This window comes from Streptomyces sp. CA-243310 (genome assembly GCF_050936775.1).
Taxonomy (GTDB): Bacteria; Actinomycetota; Actinomycetes; order Streptomycetales; family Streptomycetaceae; genus Streptomyces.
In genome coordinates this window covers 153,233-170,698 of sequence record NZ_JBNJMF010000001.1, presented here as the reverse complement: position 1 = coordinate 170,698, position 17,466 = coordinate 153,233, and the positions used below count along the sequence as shown (strand labels likewise).

At 71.2% G+C, this 17,466-nt stretch carries 13 protein-coding genes; 9 read left to right on the top strand and 4 right to left on the bottom strand.

Annotated elements, in window-relative coordinates; genetic code table 11:
- Positions 1 to 4 precede the first annotated feature (4 nt).
- The 9 genes from ACQEVM_RS00815 to ACQEVM_RS00775 all read left to right on the top strand — a co-directional run bounded on the left by ACQEVM_RS00815 (position 5) and on the right by ACQEVM_RS00775 (position 12,820).
- Positions 5 to 1,249, top strand: a complete 1,245-nt coding sequence (locus ACQEVM_RS00815; protein WP_433073444.1) for a MinD/ParA family protein — start codon at positions 5 to 7, stop codon at positions 1,247 to 1,249.
- A 22-nt stretch (positions 1,250 to 1,271) separates the two neighbouring features.
- Complete coding sequence (eccCa, locus tag ACQEVM_RS00810; protein WP_433073441.1) at positions 1,272 to 5,246, top strand: type VII secretion protein EccCa; 3,975 nt, start codon at positions 1,272 to 1,274, stop codon at positions 5,244 to 5,246.
- Positions 5,247 to 5,280: 34 nt separating this feature from the next.
- Positions 5,281 to 6,699 (top strand): DUF6177 family protein, encoded by a 1,419-nt coding sequence (locus tag ACQEVM_RS00805; protein ID WP_433073438.1) that lies wholly within the window; start codon positions 5,281 to 5,283, stop codon positions 6,697 to 6,699.
- Positions 6,700 to 6,815: 116 nt separating this feature from the next.
- On the top strand, positions 6,816 to 7,148 hold the full coding sequence (locus ACQEVM_RS00800) for a hypothetical protein (RefSeq protein ID WP_267797350.1): 333 nt from the start codon (positions 6,816 to 6,818) through the stop codon (positions 7,146 to 7,148).
- Between the two features lie 58 nt (positions 7,149 to 7,206).
- The gene (locus ACQEVM_RS00795; RefSeq protein ID WP_267797349.1) at positions 7,207 to 7,518 is read left to right on the top strand and encodes a pore-forming ESAT-6 family protein; all 312 of its coding nucleotides are present in this window, start codon (positions 7,207 to 7,209) and stop codon (positions 7,516 to 7,518) included.
- 28 nt (positions 7,519 to 7,546) lie between these two features.
- Entirely contained in the window at positions 7,547 to 7,987 is a 441-nt protein-coding gene (locus ACQEVM_RS00790) for a DUF6507 family protein (RefSeq protein WP_433073434.1), read from the top strand.
- Entirely contained in the window at positions 7,984 to 10,884 is a 2,901-nt protein-coding gene (locus tag ACQEVM_RS00785; RefSeq protein WP_433073431.1) for a hypothetical protein, read from the top strand. The genes ACQEVM_RS00790 and ACQEVM_RS00785 overlap by 4 nt, the downstream gene beginning before the upstream one ends.
- Positions 10,885 to 10,895: 11 nt before the next feature.
- Positions 10,896 to 11,747, top strand: coding sequence for an immunity 49 family protein (locus tag ACQEVM_RS00780; RefSeq protein ID WP_433073428.1), 852 nt, complete (start codon positions 10,896 to 10,898; stop codon positions 11,745 to 11,747).
- A 209-nt stretch (positions 11,748 to 11,956) separates the two neighbouring features.
- Positions 11,957 to 12,820 carry an immunity 49 family protein gene (locus tag ACQEVM_RS00775; protein WP_433073425.1) on the top strand — a complete coding sequence of 288 codons (864 nt, stop codon included), beginning with the start codon at positions 11,957 to 11,959 and terminating at the stop codon, positions 12,818 to 12,820.
- A 52-nt stretch (positions 12,821 to 12,872) separates the two neighbouring features.
- On the opposite strand, the gene ACQEVM_RS00770 is transcribed toward ACQEVM_RS00775, so the two are convergent.
- The 4 genes from ACQEVM_RS00770 to ACQEVM_RS00755 all read right to left on the bottom strand — a co-directional run bounded on the left by ACQEVM_RS00770 (position 12,873) and on the right by ACQEVM_RS00755 (position 17,117).
- The gene (locus tag ACQEVM_RS00770; protein ID WP_433073422.1) at positions 12,873 to 13,619 is read right to left on the bottom strand and encodes a DUF4232 domain-containing protein; all 747 of its coding nucleotides are present in this window, start codon (positions 13,617 to 13,619) and stop codon (positions 12,873 to 12,875) included.
- 147 nt (positions 13,620 to 13,766) lie between these two features.
- Positions 13,767 to 14,381 carry a TetR/AcrR family transcriptional regulator gene (locus ACQEVM_RS00765; RefSeq protein WP_433073419.1) on the bottom strand — a complete coding sequence of 205 codons (615 nt, stop codon included), beginning with the start codon at positions 14,379 to 14,381 and terminating at the stop codon, positions 13,767 to 13,769.
- A 219-nt stretch (positions 14,382 to 14,600) separates the two neighbouring features.
- Positions 14,601 to 14,984 (bottom strand): hypothetical protein, encoded by a 384-nt coding sequence (locus ACQEVM_RS00760; RefSeq protein WP_433073416.1) that lies wholly within the window; start codon positions 14,982 to 14,984, stop codon positions 14,601 to 14,603.
- A gap of 192 nt (positions 14,985 to 15,176) precedes the next feature.
- Positions 15,177 to 17,117, bottom strand: coding sequence for an exo-alpha-sialidase (locus ACQEVM_RS00755; RefSeq protein ID WP_433073413.1), 1,941 nt, complete (start codon positions 17,115 to 17,117; stop codon positions 15,177 to 15,179).
- Positions 17,118 to 17,466: the final 349 nt, after the last annotated feature.

Here is a 17,466-nt window from a genome sequence, read left to right as displayed (position 1 = left end):
AGACATGTCACAGGCAGACAACTGGCAGGGCGACGTCCTGCGGGACCTGAGGGGCGGCGGCCGGCAGCCCGCCCCGCAGGGCGGGGCCGGGCCCGCCGGGCAGGGTGCCACCCCGCCGCCCGCGCCCCCCGGACCGGGGCGGGATTCCGCGCGGCCCGGCGACCCGCAGGCCCCGGTCCCGCACCCGACCCCGCACGCCGCCCCGCAGGCCCCGCCGTTCGCCGGTCCACACCCCGACGCCGGCCCCCGGGTGCCCGCCGTCCCGCAGCCGCAGGGCCACGCCCCGGCCCACGGCCCCGCGCACGCGGCCCCCGCCCGTGCGAGCCGTACCCCCGACTCGCGCCCCGCGGTCGATCCGAGCCTCGCCTCGGCGAGCCGCAAGCCGCGCAACGGCGAACCCTTCGGGGCCCGGGTCGCCCGAGCGATCTGGCGAACCGTTTCCTCATCCGTGGCGCGGGAGGTCGCCGAGGTCTCCCGCATCGCCGAATCGCTCCAGCAGCCGGTGACCACCGGCCGCCAGATCGCCGTCACCTCCATTCGCGGCGGCGCCGGCAAGTCCACCGTCGCGGCCCTGCTGGGCACCACGTACGCCCACTACCGCCAGGACCCCGTCCTCTTCGTCGAGGCCGACCCCGCCCTCGGCTCGCTGCCCATCCGGCTCGGCGCCGAATCACTGCGCTGGACCACCGGGGACGTCGCCGACATCGTCCAACCCCAGATGTCGCTCCTCGACATCACCGGCTACCTCGTCCAGCTCCGCGACAACGCCTGGCTGCTGCCCGGCAGCCAGGGCCAGATCGGCGCCATGCTGGACTTCCGCTCCTACGAACGCGCCATGGTCGCCCTGCGCCGCTACTTCGGCGTCACGGTCGTCGACTGCGAGACGCTCCCCGCGGAAGTGGCCCGCGTCGCACTGACCGCCTCCCAGGCCTGCGTCCTCACCACCCCCGCGACCCTCGACGGCGTCGCCAGCACGCACGCGGTGCTCCAGTGGATGCAGGGCCTGCCCCCGCACGTGATCGGCGGCACCGTCGTGGTCCTCACCGAGCAGGCCCCGCACTCGGGCATCGACACCGACGAGGCCGTGCGCACGCTCCGGTCCACCGGCACGAGCGTCCACGTCCTGCCGTACGACCGCCACCTCGCGGACGGCGGCGCGATCCGCACCGACCTGCTCGCCCAGGCGACCAGGACGGCCGCCACCCGCATCGCTGCGGACGCGTTCCAGCTTTCCCAGAAGCGCCACTGACGGACGACGACGGACGACGAAGATGAGCACCCGACTGATCCACCGCCCGGCCCGGACGGTCAGGCCGCCGGCCGCCTCCGACGCGCGCGTCATAGAGGCACCGCCCAACCTGCCCGAGGGCAAGGCGGGCAACATCGCGATGTCGCTGCTGCCCGTGGCCGGCGTCATGTCGTCCGTCGTGATGATGACGGTCGTCCGCAACAGCCAGTTCGCCGCCCTCGGCGCACTCATCCTCGTCGTCACCATCATCGGTTCCGTCGGACTCGTCTTCTCCCAACGCGGCAAGGCCCAACGCACCCGACGCACCCAGCGCGAGGCGTACCTCGCCTACCTGGAGGACCTCCGCGAGGAACTCGCCACCGAGGAACGCGAGCGCGGCGAACGCGCCGACGTGCTCAACCCGCCGCCCCACGCGCTCTACGACATCGTGCGCGACCCGGCCCGGCTGTGGGAGCGCCGCCGCGTCGACGCCGACTTCCTGCGGGTGCGCGTCGGGACCGGCGAGATGCCCGTCCGCGACCTTCGCATCGCGGAGCAGGGCTCCACCGTCCTCACCCCGCCCGACCTCTTCATGCTCAACGAGGCCTCGGCCCTGACCACCCGGTTCCGCAACGGCACCGAGCTCCCCCTCACCGTCCCCCTCGACCGCGTCGGCAACGTCACCGTCATCGGTCCCCGCGAGGACTGCCTGCGCGTCGCCCGCGCCCTGATGGTGCAGACCGCCGCGGCCCACGCACCCGACGACGTCGCCATCGCCCTGGCCGTGCCCGGCGACCGGCTCGACGACTGGGAATGGGCCAAGTGGATGCCGCACCTGCTCGACACCGAGCAGTTCGACGGCCCCGTCGCCGCCCGCCGGATCGCGCCCTCGACGGCGCGGCTCGCCCGCCGGCTCGGCCCCGAACTGCGCCGCCGCGCCTCCTACGCCGCCGAGGTCCGTCGCGGCCTGTCCGGCAAGGACGCCCTGTCGATGAACTCCCGGCTGCTCGTCGTCGCCGACGGACACGGTGAGGACGCCGTCGAGCTGCCGCGCCCGGACGAGGCCGTCGGCCTGCGCGAGATGGGCGTCACCGTCCTGCACCTGCTCGAACAGCGGATCCAGGAACCCGGCCACGTCGGCGTACGGATCACCGTCGACGAGGACCGGGTCCTCATCGAGGACCTGCGCGAGGAGGAACCGATCAGCGCCCACGGCACCGTGGACGAGGTCGGCATCCCCTTCGCCGAGGGCCTCGCCCGGATGCTCGCCCCGCTGAGGCTGTCCGCCGAGTCCCTGATCGACGCCCCGCTGTCCGGACCCGTCGACTTCGCCGACCTGCTCGGCATCGACGACGTGGCCCGCCTCGACCTCGACCGGCTGTGGGCGCCGCGCGGCGAGCGCGCCTTCCTGCGCGTGCCCATCGGCGTCAGCGACTCCCGCGAGCCGGTCCTGCTCGACCTGAAGGAGTCCTCCGAACTGGGCATGGGCCCGCACGGGCTGTGCGTCGGCGCCACCGGCTCCGGCAAGTCCGAACTGCTGCGCACCCTCGTGCTCGCCCTGGTCGCCACGCACCCGCCGGAGGACCTCGCGCTCGTCCTCGTCGACTACAAGGGCGGCGCGACCTTCGCCCCGTTCGCGGACCTGCCGCACGTCGCCGGTGTCATCACCAACCTGGAGAACCAGGCCGGTCTCGTCGAGCGCGTCCACGCCTCCCTCGCGGGCGAGGTCAAACGCCGCCAACAGGTCCTCAAGGAAGCCGGCAACGTCGCCGACATCGGCGACTACGCCGCGCTGCGCGCCGACCGGCGACCCGACCTGGAACCGCTGCCGCACCTGTTCGTCGTCATCGACGAGTTCGGCGAACTGCTCACGGCCAAGCCCGACTTCATCGACCTCTTCCTGTCCATCGGCCGGATCGGCCGCTCCATCGGCGTACACCTGCTGCTGTCCAGCCAGCGCATCGAGGGCGGCAAGCTCAGGGGCCTGGACACCTACCTCTCCTACCGGCTCGGCCTGCGCACCTTCTCCGCCGACGAGTCCCGCACGGTCCTGGACACCACCGACGCCTTCCACCTCCCCCCACTGCCCGGCTTCGGCTACCTCAAGGTCGACACCAGCCACTACGAGCGCTTCAAGGCGAGCTACGTGTCCGGCGGCTACCGCGGACCCGTCCGACGGGCCGAGGAGGAGGACACCGGCCCCCTCGCCCTGGAGTACGAGGCGTTCAACACCCTCGCCGACCTGGAGAACCAGGGGACGCAGGAACCCTCCGCCCGGCGCCGCGAGACGGGCCCCACCGAGATGGGCGTCATCGTCGGACAACTGGAGCACGCCGCCGCCCCCGTGCGCCGCATCTGGCTGCCGCCGCTGCCCACCGCGATCACACTGGACACGGTCGCCGGCCCGCTGGACGCCGGCCCGCGCGGCATGCAACTCGCCAAGCGGCGAGGCCGACTCGCCGTGCCGCTCGGCCTGCTCGACGATCCGACGAAGCAGTGGCAGGGCGAGTGGTACCTCGACCTGACCGTCGCGGGCGGCCACGCCGCCGTCATCGGCGGACCGCAGTCCGGCAAGACCACGCTGCTGCGCACCCTCGTCCTCTCCCTCGCGCTGACCCACACCCCGCGCGAGGTCGGCGTGTACGGCCTCGACCTGGTCGGCGGCGGCCTCCAGGCCCTGTCCGGTCTGCCGCACGTCGGCGGGATCGCCGGACGCGCCGACCGCGAGCGCGCGGCCCGTACCGTCGAAGAGGTACGGAACATGCTCGCCATCCGCGAGGACCTCTTCCGCGAGCACGGCATCGACTCCGTCGAGCAGTTGCGGACCCTGCACGCGGCGGGCCGGCTGCCGCGACTGGCCTCCGCGGAGATCGTGCTCGTCATCGACGGATTCGGCGCGCTGCGCGACGACTTCGAGGAACTCGACGACGCCGTCGTGGACATCCTCAAGCGCGGCGGCGGCTACGGCATCCACGTCGTCGCCGGCATGCTCCGCTGGAACGACGTCCGCATCGCCACCCAGTCGAACTTCGGCACCCGCGTCGAGCTGCGCCTCAACGACCCCGGCGAGTCCAGCATCGAACGCAAGCTCGCCGAGACCCTCTCGCCCGACGAGCCCGGCCGGGTCCTCACCGACGGCAAACTGTTCGCTCAGGTCGCGCTGCCCCGCACGGACGGCCTCGCGGACCAGGCGGAGCTGGGCGCGGTGCTGGAGCGCACGGCCCGCCAGGTGCGCGCCACCTGGAGCGGAGAGGCCGCCCAGCCGGTGAGGGTGCTGCCGCACGTCCTGGAGCCGCACCTGCTGCCGGGACCCGCCGCCGAACCCCGCCGGGTGCCGATCGGCCTCGACCAGAGCGCGCTTGCGCCCGTCCTGCTGGACCTCTTCGCGCACGACCAGCACCTGCTGGTCATGGGCGACAGCGAATGCGGCAAGACGAACCTGCTGAAGACCATCGCGGCCGGACTCATCGAGCGGTACGGCGAACAGGAGCTGGTCTTCGCCGTCATGGACCCGCGCCGCGCCCTGCGCGGGGCGATCCCCGAGGAGTTCAACGGGGGCTACGCGTACAACGCCAAGATGTGCGCGGGACTGGCCGCGGGCATCGCCACCGAGCTGGAGCGGCGGATGCCCGACGACAGCGCCGCCCTGGACGACCTGGAACCCGGCAGTTGGGGCGGCGGCCCGCGGATCGTGGTCCTCGTCGACGACTACGACGTGCTCACCACCGCCGGACAGTCGCCGCTCGCCCCGTTCCTGCCGTACATCCCGTCGGCGGCCGACATCGGCCTGCACTTCGTCCTGACCCGCCGCGTCGCCGGCGCCTCGCGCGGCATGTACGAGCCGCTGGTGCAGGGCCTGCGCGAGTCGGGGGCCTCGGCCGTGGTGATGGCGGGCGACCGCAGCGAGGGGCAGCTCTTCCCCGGTGTGTACGCCTCGCAGCAGCCCGCCGGACGCGGTGTGCTCGTCCGACGGGGACAGACCCACCGCCTGATCCAGACCGTGTACACGCCCGAGTGACGGAACCGCCAGACCCTAAGGACCGTACGACCCCATGACCAAGGACGTCATAGCACTCACCCCGCGGATGCCGGACGCCTGGAGCGTGCTCGCGGGGCTGCTCTCCGGCGGCCCGGACAAGCTGGTGGACACCACCGGCGAGGGCGCCGTCGTACAGCTCTGCGACCCGCGGGGCCGGCCGCTGGTGGCCGTCGAGGCGCCGATGCTCGTCCAGGTCCCCGGCGAGGCCGCGCGGCTGTTCGGAGCCGTGGAGCCGCCGGTGCCGTTCTGGTGGACCGAAGCGCGCGCCACCACCGGTGTCGCGGAGGCCGAGCGGCTCGCGGGCACCTTCGCGGCCCGGGTCGCCGCACTGACCGGGGGCACGGCCTGGCCGCCGGAGGTCGCGCTGTCGGTGGCCGTGGTCCCGGCCGAGGGCGTGGACGTCGCCCCCGCGCCGGCAGCCGCACAACCCGCCGTGGACGTCCTGACCGACAAGGTCGCCGTCGTCATCATGGACCGGCCCGTGGTCGCGATGACGGCCTGGCTCGCGGACGCCTTCCGGGCCGCCGCCGCCTCGGAGCGCGGGCTCCAGATCGTCAGCCCGGCGGGCAGCACCCTCACCCCGGCCGTGCGCGACGCCCTGCCCGGCCGGCCCTCGCGCTGGGTGGTGCAGGACGAACGGGACGGCTACTACGACGGCCGCTCGGGCGCCGTGTTGCGCTGGCAGGAGGGCATGTTCGCGACGGTCGTCCAACCGGACGCGACCGAAGACGATCCGCGCACCCCGGTGGCGGCCTCCTTCCGGGAGTTCACGGACGGCGGTGAACGCCAACTGACGGTCTCCTTCAGGACGGTCCATCCGGCCGACGACCGGCTGGTGCTCGGCGGCGCCCTGGAGACGGTCTGGCGCGAGCTCACCGGCGAGGCACCGGCCGGCTGGTCGACCGCCGAGCCCGCCAACCTGCCCTGGTCACCGGCGCGGTTGACCGACGTCGCGCACGCGCGCTCGCCCGAGCCGAGCTGGTTCGTGGTCGTCGGCAGCCCGGAGCGGCCGGGCGTCGCCGGCGTCCGGGTGACCCGCACGAAGGCGGGCGTGGAGGAGGACGTCACGCTCGCGTTCGGCTACGGGGCGCACGAGGAGCCGCCGTTGGAGGCGCTGCCGAGGCTCGCGGAGACCCTCGCCACCCGCCACCCCCTGCGATCGATGCTCGTACAGCTCCGCAAAGCGCGCCGTGACCTGGCGGTACCGGCCCGCTTCGAGGGCCCCGGGGTGCCGTTGGCGTTCGTCCTGGGCTCCGAGGAGGTCCGGGCGATGCCGGGTGACCGCGCACGGCGCACTCCGTTGTCGGTGCAGCCGGTCACACTGGGACCGAAGGCCCGCCCGGCGCTGTACTACCCGTTCCCGGGGGATCCTTCGGACCTTTCGGGGTGGACCGACTTCGAGCGGCTGGTGCGCCACCTGAAGGGCGAGTGATGGGGCCGCGGGTTTGTCAGGTCTTTGTCACAGGTACTCGGTTGCTGGTTGCACTAGCGACGTGAGTTGATAGAAATGAACATACTTACGATCATCCGAGTGTGCGGGGGAGTGGAATGAAGTTCGACATGGGGACGCAGGTTCTGACGAGCCTGATGTCGGGGTCGCGGAACTCCAGTACTGACCTGGGGACGCTGATCCAGCAGTTGATCAATGCGGCGCAGCCCCTGGAAGGCAAGTTCAACGGCCAGGGCAAGGTCGCGTTCGACTCGTTCAAGTTGCGGTCGGACGGGATCACGAAGGAACTCAACGCCTCGCTGTCGGCCATCCTGGGAGGCCAGTCCGGCATGGAGAAGGCCTTCGGGACCGGTGACCAGGAGCACGGCGACAACGCGCGCACGCAGATGGGCGCGGGCAACTTCGACGCGGCCCGGTTCTCCGGCCGCTGACCCGCCGCGCGACCTTCCTCTTCAGAAACCTTCAACCACACGGGGAGTGTGATGTGTGATGGCCGGTGACACGGACCGTCGGTCCTACGACACGGGTGCCTCGACCGAGGCGCAGGGCAACATCCAGGTGGTCATCGGCCAGTTGGAGCAGGTGATCGCGGCGCGCGAGGCGCAGGTGAGCGCGGCGATGTCGGACTTCGCGGCGGACGGCGTGGCGGACGACTACCACGCCAAGGAACTGCGGTGGAAGAACGCCTCGCAAGAGGTGAAGAACATCATCCGGCTGCTCAAGACGACGCTGGAGAAGAACGACGCGACGGCGCAGCAGACGCTGGCGCGGGCCAAGGCCGCGGTCGACAACATCGGCTGAGCAGGGTTGTCGGAGCTTCGGGGGAGCCATGACGTCGTGGGACATCAAGCCGCAGGGTGTGCAGAGTCAGCTCAAGCTCACCGGTGAGCGGGCGGGTGATCTGGAGAAGGCGCTGAACAAGCTGATGTCGGACATGTCGGAGGCGGCGTACGCGGCCGGCACGGCGATTCCGGGATCGGCGGCCACGCTGCCCTCGCCCACCATGCAGGGGCCGGTGGCGACGGGGCAGGTGCCGCTGTCGCACCGCGGCAGCACGGGTCCGGTGGGTGCCGCGCTCAGCCAGTACCTGGAGAAGCGGCAGACGGACCTCAAGTCCATGGTCGACCGCATTCAGGCCGCGGTCCTGGGCGCGGCCAAGGCGACGAACGAGTACGTCCACGGCGACCTGGAAGCGGCCAAGGAGGCCCAGGACGCGGCGAAGAACGTGCGCCTCGACCAGCTCAAGGAAGCCGCGGGAGGGCACAAGTGAGCAACGCACCGGTCGATCCGGCCAACGTTCCCGTCTTCACGGGTCAGTTGTCGGTGTTGGACGAGAAGGTCAAGGCCCTGTCGGCGGACGGCGGCGCCCTGGCCAATGCCGGCTCGTCGGTCCACACCACCTTCGGCGGGATGTCGGCGTACTACCAGGCGCCCGAGGCCGAGCAGTTGTTCGCGGTGACGAAGCCGGTCGTCGACATCACGATGTCGTTCAGCGGCGACATGTGCACCATCGCGGGAGCGCTGGGCACCTACGCGCAGGAGATCCGTCCTCTGGTGAAGAGGATGGAGGAACTGAAGACCGAGGCGGCGTCGTTCAAGTCCAAGGTCTCCCAGGACGAGGACTGGATCGAGGACGGGGATCTCATCGACGAGAACCTCGAACGCCGCAACAAGATCGCCGAGGTGTGGACCCAGTTCCAGGCGGCGGAGCGGCACGCGCACGACAAGATCGTGGCGTTGGTGTGCGGAACGCCGCTGAAGGTCAACGACGGCTCCAACGGCGAGGGCATGTACGGCTATGACGCCGAGGCCCTCAAGCATGCCAAGACGCTCCCGTGGGGCGACGCGGTGGAGGAGTCGGTCCCGGCGTGGCAGGTGTGGGAGCACGCCTACGACTTCGGCAAGGGCCTGATCGTCGACGGCGTGTGGGGCACGATCAAGGGTCTGGGCACGCTCGTCGGCTTCGACGGCTGGGACGCGGCGGGGCAGGCGTGGACGGGGCTCGGGAAACTCGCGACGGGTCTGGTGATCGCCTCGGTCCCGGGCGTCTCGACGGTGTTCTGGCTGGCGGACGACAAGGACCTGCCGCCGTGGATCCGTGACTCGCGCACGGCGATGAAGGAAACGGGCAAGGCGCTTCTGGCGTGGGACCAGTGGGGTTCGAACCCCTCGCGGGCGGCGGGCGCGGTCACCTTCAACGTGTTGACGACGGTGTTCACCGGCGGCGCCGGCGGTGCGGCGGCGGGTGCGGGCAAGGCGGGCCTCGCGGCGAAGGCGATCTCGTTGGCCGGCAAGGCCGGTCGCGCGATCGATCCGATGACGTACGTGTTCAAGGGTGCCGGTGCCGGCATCTCGAAGATCGGCGACGTCATGGCCGGTCTCAAGGGCATGGGCAAGATCGAGCTTCCCAAGATCGACGAGGGTGCGTTCAGCCTGCCCGAGGGCTCTCTGGAACTGCCTGACGGAACGATTCAGCTGCCCAAGGATACCCCGATACCCGAGGGGGCCATCAAGGTCTCCGACGACACCATCAGACTCCCCGAAGGCACCACCTCCCTGCCCCCGGGCACCGTGAAGTGGCCCTTCGACGGCCCGGCGAAGTACGCCGACGAGGCGGGCAACCTCTACAAGGAGGACGGCAGCCTCTACCAGAAGGCCGGCGAGGCCAGGCCGGAGCCGTCCCCGAAGATCGACACGGGCGCGAACACCCCCCGTACGGAGGTCCCGGTCCGCCAGGAGACCCCGGTCCTCGCGGGAGTCGGCGCCCGGGGCGGCGACGACGTCATCCGCCTCGGCAGCGACATCTCCGAACCGGTCCACGCGGTGGACAACGGCGCCCACGGCGGCCCCCACGGCTTCGACAACACCCCCACGGGCCGCGCGGGCGACCACACCACCCCGGGCGGCCACGCCCCGGACGGCATGCCGCGCAACGACCTGGACCACACGCCCCGGGGTGGCCCCCGACCGGGCGATCTGTCCCCGGTCGGCCGACCCGACGGCCCGTCTGCGGGCGGTTCGCACCCGGACGGCCCCGGTTCGGGCGGCTCGCACCCGGACGGCCCGCCTCCGGGCGGCTCGCACCCCGACGGCCCGTCTGCGGGCGGCTCTCACCCGGGCGACCTCTCGCCGGTCGGCCACCCCGACGGCCCCGGCTCGGGCGGTGGTCATCCGGACGGCCCCGGCGGTACGGGTGGCGCCGAACCCCACGGCCCTTCACCCTCGGCACCCCTTGACGAGGCGACCCGTGCGGCCCACCGAGCGGAGTACGAGGCCGCCCGTGAGGTGCCGGCGAAGGAGCGGACGCCCGCTGAAAGCATGGCGATCACCCGCGAACACGTCCGGCTGGTCAACGAGGACCCCATCTGGCGAGCCGAGCACTACGACAAGTTCGGGCCCGGTTACCGGAACAGTGCGAGCGAACTGGTCGATGGCCAGCTCCTGCCGATTCTGAACAAGCAGCCGGACGGCAGCTGGATTGCCGCGTCCTCGATTCCCCACGCGCACCCGGGCGGATTCCACCTCGACACCATGGAAAGGGGCCGATCCACGGTCGAGCCCAACGACCTCCCGCACCTGGACAAGATCGCGGCCAGGCGCTTCGCAGGCATGGAGCTGACCAAGTGGGAGAAGGCCTTCGCGGAGGACCCGAGCTTCGCCAACGCCTACGAGTTGGCCCACGCGCAGGAGAACTTCAACGTCATCGGCGAGGGCGCCGCGAACAACAGCAAGCTGGGTGAGGCCCTCGGCGAGGAGGCGGCCCGCCAACACATTCTCCGGCAGGTGGAGTTCGAAGGAGCTCACGAGCTGACCGACCTGCCGGAGACGGCGAACGGTTCGAAGAGGTTCGACCAGCTCTGGCGTGGCAAAGACGGCAACCTCATCATCGTCGAGGCCAAGAGCCCCAACGGGACCTTGGAATGGCGCCAAAGCAATGGCCATCCCAGCGGCGGCACGTTCATGGTGAAGCAAGGAAGCATCGATTATGTCCGCACCATCGTGGCCGACATGAAGGATCGCGTTCTGGAATCACCGGGCGAAGCCAAGTACATCAAGGAGATCGAGGACGCCATCAAGGCAAAGACCCTGCGTTACGTCCTCGTCCAGGCCTCCGAGAACACCGGTACGTATGCTGGGGCCGTACTCAAAGACTTCGAGCTCTTCTAAGGAGAAACGCCTTGGTTTCGGTCATCCCCCGCCACCCCTTCCCCACGGAGAACGTGGACGCAGCGCTCACCGTGCTCACGGAGAGTGCGAAGGGGTGGATCGGTGGTCTGGAGGCGGACTCGACTGGTCTGGGCGAAGCCTTGGACACCACGCTCATGGTGGCCAAGTTGCGCTGCGGGACGGATCCACGGGGGGCGATCTTTCCCACGTGGGATGCCTGGGTGAATGCCATGCAGGTCGGCTCGGCCGTGTTCGCCGCCGCGAGCGCGACCGAGGGTCCGGTGCTGTGCCGAATCGCGCACGAGGACCGTACGCTCCAGGCCACCGGTCCGCGGCAGTACGTCACCCCGGGTAGCTGGCTGACCGCCTTCTACCTGGCCGTGGTGTGCCGGGAGCGGGACCGGATCACGGCCCTGTGCCGGGTACCGATGTCGCTGCTCCGGGACAACGACGCGCAATTCGACGCATTCGAGTACGCCTGGATCGACGCGTTGCAGACCTATTGGCTCGGTGGTGAAGGCTTCAGCGCGAAGCTGGTGGCCGCGATCGACGGCACGGACCCGGCAGTCGCCACTCAACCGGAAGCCGCGGGCAAGCTGATGTACCCGCCGATGGAGATGTTCCACCGTGTCGTTCGAGGGGACCACGAGGGCTTCAATCGTGCCCTCGTCGCAGCCCTGGAGTTGCACAAGGAGTACTGGACCGACGAGGGTCGGGCGGCCCGGGTCTCGGGTCTCGTCGCGCTCGCTCCGCTCGCCGTGGCCTGCTTCGCTCAGAACGAGGGCATTCCGGTCGAGGTCGAGTCCGAGTACCTGCCCGCCACTCTCCTCGCCGGCAACTGGTGCGGCGAATTCCCCACGTAAGGCGGACTCATGGCGGCCCCGGTGCGTATGGCCCTCCTTGACATCTCTGTGCCGATGCCGGTCGAGTTCAGGGAGTGACATTCCAAGGAAGCCTTGACGGCACCGCGATGCTTCGACGCTGACACTCGCAGCCTGCGAGACGTGACGTTCTGGGACGAGAAGGGCGCTGCCATGCGCGCACGGGAGCGGCCCGACGTGAGGGAGATCGAGTGACCTTCACTGTGGAGCGCCACGGTGCCCCCGCAGGACCTGATGGCGAGGACTATGCGGATCGGATGGCGGCGTCGGCGATCAAGCGGATCGAATCCCTGGAGAATTCACCGCGGATGATCGACGCGCTGTGGAATTCTGTCCGGATCGCCGTGGGTGCGCGCGCGGCCGTGGATCCGGTCGGTGGGGCCATCGACACCTGGGAAGCGGTGGTCGATGTCGCGCAGCTGGGTTCCGCGTTGTTCCGGATCACCGGAGCAACCGAGGGGACCGTCGATTGTCGCATTCACCATGAGGTCCGGCGGCTTCCGGCCATGGGCCCCAAGAAGTTCGCGAGTGCGCCGAACTGGCTGGACGCCTTCTACTACGCGGTCATCTGCCGTGACCAGGAGCGCATGACCGAGTTGTGCGCGGTTCCTGTGGGCAGGCTCCGCGCGTCCGGGGCCATGCACGACGAGTACCTGTACCACTGGGTCGGGGCGCTCCAGGCGTACTGGACGCACCGGCAGGCGGAGATGGTGGAGGAGCTGGCCGCGGCCTTTCGGCTGTCCCACCCCGACGCGGTCCGGATCGCGCCCCGGGACTGGCTCCAGCAGGTCTCGTATCCGCCGATCAATCTCTTCTACCGGTTCGTCAAGCGCGACCATGACGGTTTCAATCAGGCTCTCGTCGAGGCGCTCGAAGCACACAAGACGTACTGGAGCCAGGAGGACCGCGACTTCGACGTCCGCGGCCGGTGGGCGATCGGCCCCCTGGCCGTGGCGTGCCTTGCCTTCGACGGCGACTTTCCCATCGACGTGGTCTCCGACTACCTCCCGACCCAGCTCCTGAACCGGAGCTGGGTCGGCGAGTTCGACACGTAGGGCGCGGCCGGCATCGGTCGGCGTCGGCCGGCCATGGGCCGTGGTGCGTGCGTCAGAGCGTCTTGAGCGAGTCGCCGGCGTTGGTGCGGTACAGGCCCACCTTCGGCTTGACGACGCTGCCCGGCTTGGCGAGCGGGAGGCTGACGCCGTCCGCGTTCGGCATGTGCGAGCCGTCGGCCAGGATGTTGATCTCGTCGGCGACGGGGCCGTTGCCGCCCGAGGGGTTGAGGTTCACGGCCGCGTACGCGGTGGCACCGGCCCGCACCGGGTACGCCGGCGCGCCGCCCAGGCCCTCGGGGGCGGTGGCCTGGATGCCGAGCGCCGCCCCCTTGGCGCTGAAGCCGACGGCCGGGTGGTAGTCCAGGCCGCACGCGGTGGAACCGTTGTTGGTCACGGTGATCACGCGCACGGTGGCGGGCATGCCCTGCGGGGTGGTGACCTTGACGGTCAGGTTCCTCGCGGAGCACGGGTGGCCGTAGGCGTAGGAGTCGTCCGTGGCGTCGCCCGAACCGGCATCGGCCGGGGTGACCGGCGTGCCCGGGGTCCCCTTGCCGGCCGTACCGGCTCCGGCGGCCGTCTTGCCGTCCGTCGCGGCGGGCGAGCCGGCGGCCGGGGGAGCCGATGCGGACGTGGACCCGGAGGAGACGGGCCTGGCGTCCGTGCCCGGCGTCGCGGTCGATCCGCCCGAGGTGGCCGCGCCGCCGCCGCAGGCGGTCAGGGCCAGGGCGAGGCCGGCGGTGGCGGCGGCCAGGGCGGTGGCCCGGGGCGGGTGGATGGTGCGGGTCCGGTTGGTACGCATGTGGAGTGCCCCCGTGTGGTGCGGTCGAAGCGGGAGGTTTCCCGCATGATCACCACTGTGCCTGGAGCGACCGACGCTGTGGTCATGCCCCGCTGACGCTCCGCCGGCGTACAGGAACGGGTGCGTGCCGAGGGAACGGAACGGGGGTTACCCGTCTGCGGGCGTCGTGAAGATCCGGTCCAGGTGGTGGCGCAGCACCTCGATGGACGACTCGGGTGACCGCTGCCCCACGAGGATGCTGGTTCCCATGGTCGCCGTCATGGCGAGCAGGCTGACCGCCTCCGTGCGCGCGTCCACGGCGGGGTCGGCCAGACCGGCTTCCCGGGCCCCTTCGATCAGCCCGGTCACGGCGTCCTCGGCGGCGTCGGGGTTGTCGATGAAGGGCTGGGCGGCCAGCGCCTCGTCGGTCACGGACATGATCGCGTACGAGCTGTAGAGCAGGTGGAAGGTGCGGCTCTCCTCGTCGGTGGGCAGCGATGCCAGGAGCAGTGCGTCGACGGTCGCGCGCGGCCCCGGGGCCGGGCCCGCCGCGGCGAGCCGGGCGCCGACGCGCGCCGTGAAGCGGTCGGTCAGGTGCTGGAGCCCGTAGAGGAGCAGTTTCTCCTTGGTCTCGAAGTAGTACTGCACCAGGCGCAGGGACACGCCGGCCTCGGCCGCGACGTCGCGCATCCCGACGGCGTGCAGTCCGCGCCGTCCGGCGACCCGGACGAGCGCCTCGGCGATCTGCGCCCGCCGTTCCTCGTGGTCCACGCGCTTCGGCATGTTGGGGTGTCTCCGCCCGGTCGGGGATGGGGCCCGGTCGGCGGTGGGGCCGCGGTCGGGGCCGTTTCATGGTACCGCCGTACCAGCACAGCGCGACCACCCCGTCCCGGCCCTGTGGACCGGCCCTGCGGGTTGGACCGTCCCTGCGGGTTGGACCGGCCCCGCGGGTTGGACCGGCCCCGCCGGTTGGATCGGGATCGGGGATGGCCGGTCAGGACGTCAGCTCTTGTCCACCCGGGGCGGGTGGCCGCAGATCTCCTCGAACGCCTCGCTCTCGGCCGGCGTGTACTCGTCGGCGTCGTACGTGGTGCCGGAGCAGGTGGAGTGCCGGAACATCTCGTGCCCCTGCCGGGCCGTGAGCGCCTGGTCCACCTGAGCCCACGCGATGACGCCCAGCAGCAGGAGGGTCATCAGGTAGAGGGAGGCGGCGAGCTTGCCGCGGATCACGGGGAAGGTGATGGTGACCGACTTCGCTCCGTGCGGGGCGGGTTGCGCGTACGCGGTGGGCGCGCCGGCGGGTTGTGCGTACGTCGGCTGCGAGTACGTGGGCACCAGGGGCGGCTCGGAGGGTATGGGCGGCTGCGGTTCGGGCGGAACGGTCACGCGGTGTCCTTCGTCGGTCGTGGTCGAACTCATCTCGATGGAGGCCACGTTGATTGTGCCCGCAGGGGGCGGTGACGGTCGTGCCGTTTCGGTGAGTGGGCCGGCGGGGCTGCCCGGGAATTCCCGGGCAGCCCCGCCGGCCCTCACCCGCCCCGAGGGCCCCCGCCCGCGCGGACCGTCGGCAGCCGCTGCTCACCCGATGGTGGAGAACCCCAGGCGCACGCTCTCCTTGTCGTTCGCGACGTCCGGCGCGCCGTCCTTGACCCGCGCGGCCTCAGCCGCCGTCAGTGCCCGTCGGAAGATCCGTACGTCGTCGAGTCCGCCGTTGAACAGTTCCCCGACACCCACCGGCTGGTTCGGGAAGTCGGGCCGGGCGCCCACGTGGATGCTGAACTCGCCGGGCGGGGTGATGTCCCCCGCGGGCGCGTTCGCGGTGAACGCGGTGCCGTCGACCGACAGGACCAGCTTCGCGCCCTCGCGCTTGAACACGGCGTGGTGCCATTTCCCGTCGTTGTAGGACGAGGTGGTCTTCACCTCGGCGTACGCGGTGTCCGTGCTGATGGCCGCGCGCATGATGCCCTTGCCCGGCTCGGCCTTCAGCCAGAACTGCCGTACGTTCTTCGCCGGGTCCGAGTCCTCCATGCCGTACGCCCAGACGATGGGCAGCGCGCCGGTGGTCGCGCCGTGGCGGAACCACGCGGTGACCGTGAAGTCCCGGTCCTGCACCTTCAGCGAGTCCGAGCAGCTCACCAGACGCAGGTAGTCGTCCTTGCCGTCGAACGTCATGGCCTTGCCGGTACCGCGGTCCCCGAGCACGGCGCCGCCGTGGACGACGGCGTGGTTGCCGTAACCGTTGGGGCCGGTGTCGGCGGTACGGGGACGGCGCAGCCCGGTCTTCGCTGCGTCCATGTCGGCCTCGGTGAAGGAGGCGAACGCGACGGTGCCGTGCGGGATGTTCCCCGCCGTCTCGTGGAGCATGCCGACCGTGCCCGACGGCAGCAGCGTCAGGTCCGAGTACCCGGCCCGGCCCGGTACGACCAGGGTGCCCTCGGTCTGCCAGGTCCGGCCCTCGTCGTACGAGGATCGGATCGCCAACTCGCGCCGGTCTTCAAGGGTGTTGGGACCAAGGCGCGAGGGCGCGGAGAACAGGATCCGCTCGCGCCTGCCGTCCGCGGCGGCGGGACGGAGCCCCAGCAGGGACCCGGACACCGGCGAGGTGTCGAGGCCGGCGACGGGCTTGAAGGGCGCGGCGAACGTCGCACCGCCGTCGGTGCTGGTCGCGTCCAGGCGGTGCTCCTCGGTGTCGCACCGGGCGGAACTGCGGGCGTTCACGTACAGCGAGCCGCCCACCGTCTCGGCGACCGTCAACTCGGCCGGATAGGGGGCGGACTGGTCCACGTCCGAAGTGGCGCCGAGCGCCCAGGTCAGGCCGCCGTCGTCGCTGTGGTACAGCTGGGCACCCGCCTTGTCGCCGGTGGCCGTGTGGTCCCCGGGGACGATCAGCCGGCCGCGGTGCGCGCCGTGGGTGAGCTGAACTCCGTGGCCGGGGCCCGTGGAAACCCACACCCACCCCGCCGGCTTCAACTGCGGCAGCGCGACACTCTGCTGCCAGCTGTCGCCGTTGTCGACACTGTGCACGACGCGCACACCGCGCGTGCCCCGCACCGGTGCGCCGGCGGTACCGCTCCAGGTGCTGGTCGCGTACAGGAGGCTGACGCGGCCGGTGGCCGCGTCGACGACGGGCGCGGGATTGCCGTGCGCGTCGGTGTCGTCCTTGCCGACGACGACGGCCAGAGGGCCCCAGGTCTTCCCGCCGTCGGTGGACTTCTTCACGACGATGTCGTTGTGACCGACGTCGCTGCACGTGGCGACGCGACCCTCGGCGAAGGCGAGCAGGTCACCGGACCTGGTGGTGACCAGGGCCGGAATGCGGAAGCAGTAGTAGCCCTCACCGCGCGCGGGGAAGGGCGTGGACACCGTGCCGGGCAGGGCGGACCCCGCCACGGCCGCGACGGCGGGCGCGGGCGGTATCAGCGCGACGCCCGTCAACACGGCTGCCACCAGCGCGGAAAGCCACCCGTACAGGGCGGCCCGGCGAAGACCGCCGGGTGGGCTCGCAGGGGAAACGGACATGCAGTGGATCCTTGTCGTGGTCGTGGTCGTGGTCGTGGGTGAGAGGGAGGTGGAGGCCATGCCGATCAAAGAGATGATCTTGGCAGAGCGCAGAGCGCAGAGCGCAGAGCGCCGCATCTCCTACGGTCTCGGGATCCTCGACACCTGCGGCCGGCTCGGCCACAACGGAGGCCTGCCGGGGTACGAGGCGATCACCGTCCGGTACCCCGCCGACAAGGCGACGCTCGTCGTACTCGTCCATTCCGACGTGAACCACCGGCGCAAGAACTTCGCGTCCATCGTCGCGCGCACGGTCACCTCGACCGTCGCCCCCGACCACCCGTGGCCCGTTCCGACCCGGCGTGACGAA

Coding starts and splice junctions, on each gene's coding strand:
- ACQEVM_RS00800 (WP_267797350.1), top strand. CDS start 6,816: ATGAAGTTCGACATGGGGACGCAGGTTCTGACGAGCCTGATGTCGGGG.
- ACQEVM_RS00805 (WP_433073438.1), top strand. CDS start 5,281: ATGACCAAGGACGTCATAGCACTCACCCCGCGGATGCCGGACGCCTGG.
- ACQEVM_RS00765 (WP_433073419.1), bottom strand. CDS start 14,381: ATGCCGAAGCGCGTGGACCACGAGGAACGGCGGGCGCAGATCGCCGAG.
- ACQEVM_RS00790 (WP_433073434.1), top strand. CDS start 7,547: ATGACGTCGTGGGACATCAAGCCGCAGGGTGTGCAGAGTCAGCTCAAG.
- ACQEVM_RS00795 (WP_267797349.1), top strand. CDS start 7,207: ATGGCCGGTGACACGGACCGTCGGTCCTACGACACGGGTGCCTCGACC.
- eccCa (WP_433073441.1), top strand. CDS start 1,272: ATGAGCACCCGACTGATCCACCGCCCGGCCCGGACGGTCAGGCCGCCG.
- ACQEVM_RS00770 (WP_433073422.1), bottom strand. CDS start 13,619: ATGCGTACCAACCGGACCCGCACCATCCACCCGCCCCGGGCCACCGCC.
- ACQEVM_RS00815 (WP_433073444.1), top strand. CDS start 5: ATGTCACAGGCAGACAACTGGCAGGGCGACGTCCTGCGGGACCTGAGG.
- ACQEVM_RS00755 (WP_433073413.1), bottom strand. CDS start 17,117: ATGTCCGTTTCCCCTGCGAGCCCACCCGGCGGTCTTCGCCGGGCCGCC.